General features: G+C 66.7%; 1 protein-coding gene. It reads right to left on the bottom strand.

What is annotated here, in order from left to right:
• Nucleotide 1: 1 nt before the first annotated feature.
• A partial coding sequence (locus tag ACPCUW_RS35105) for a PucR family transcriptional regulator (protein WP_423429691.1) occupies nucleotides 2-1,263 on the bottom strand: 1,262 nt, incomplete at its 5' end.

The following is a 1,263-nucleotide window of genomic DNA, read 5'->3' as shown; positions in this document are numbered from 1 at the left end:
CTCATGCGGTGGTGTAGGTGCGGGCGACGAGTGCGGAGCGGAGGTACCAGAGTCCGCTGGCTTGGGTGGGGTCGAAGCCGGTGAGTTGGGCGATGCGTTTGAGGCGGTAGTCGACGGTGTTGGTGTGGACGTGGAGGAGTCGGGCGGTGCGTTGGCGGTTGAGGTTGTTGGCGATGTGGGTTTGGAGGGTGGTGAGGAGTTCGGGGTGGTGGTCGAGGGGGTTGAGGAGGGTGCCGAGGTGGTCGCGGCCGGGGCCGGGGCGGGTGAGTTGGTATTCGAGGGCGAGGTCGTCGAAGCGGTAGAGGCCGGGGATGGATCCGAGGCGGGTGACCATGTCGAGGAGTTGGTGGGTTTGGTCGGTGGCGGTGGGGATGTCGGTGGTGGGTGTGGTTGTGGTGGTGGCGGTGATGGGGACGCGGGCGGCGTGGGAGAGGTGGGTGATGAGGGTGTCGAGGTCGGTGGGTGTGGTGGTGGGGATGAGGAGTGTGCCGCCGTCGGTGGAGAGGAGGGAGAGGGTGGTGGTGTGGGTGGTGGTGGCGAGGGCGGCTTGGATGCGGCGGAGTTTGCGGCGGGCGATGATGGTGGGGTCGAGGTGGGGGTTGGCTTGGTCGGGGTGTGGGGGGATGTGGAGGGCGAGGATGTGGTAGTTGTCGGCGATTTCGATGCCGCATTCGCGGGCCATGGTGCTGGTGGGGTGGCCGCCGAGGAGGGCTGAGGTGAGGGTGTGGACGGCGTTGTGGTGTTCGGAGACGACGGCGCGGAGTTCGCGGACGTAGGCGTGGGAGACGGCGGTGGTCATGGTGTCGAGGATTTCGACGAGGAGTTTGGCGCCTTGGAGGAGGTTGGTGTAGTCGGTGTGGGTGAGGGTGAGTGTCGGCTCACCGCCACTGCCACTGCCGTCGCTGCCACTGTTGCCGCCGCTGCTGCCGTTGGTGTTGGTGGTGGTGCGGGTTTTGGTGGTGGCGTTGGTGACGACGAGGTCGAAGCCGATTTTGAAGCCTTCGTGGATGGCGTGGTGGATGGTGTCGATGGGGACGCCTTCGCGGGCCCAGGCGGCGGCGGCGTCTTTGAGGCGTTCGGTTTTTTCGGGGATGTCGCGGCCGTCGAGGAGGCTGATGGCGAGTTCGAGGCAGGTGCGGGTGATGGTGGTGATGTCGCCGTGGATGGCGTCGCCGGGCAGGGTGCCGCAGGGGGCGACGTTTTCGACGAAGTGGCCGACCATGTGCCGCGACAGCGACCACACATCCTTCAACGGCGACGACA

Source organism: Nocardia sp. AB354 (genome assembly GCF_049538315.1).
In the GTDB taxonomy this organism is placed as follows: domain Bacteria; phylum Actinomycetota; class Actinomycetes; order Mycobacteriales; family Mycobacteriaceae; genus Nocardia; species Nocardia nova.
This window is presented reverse-complemented; position numbering and strand designations above follow the sequence as displayed.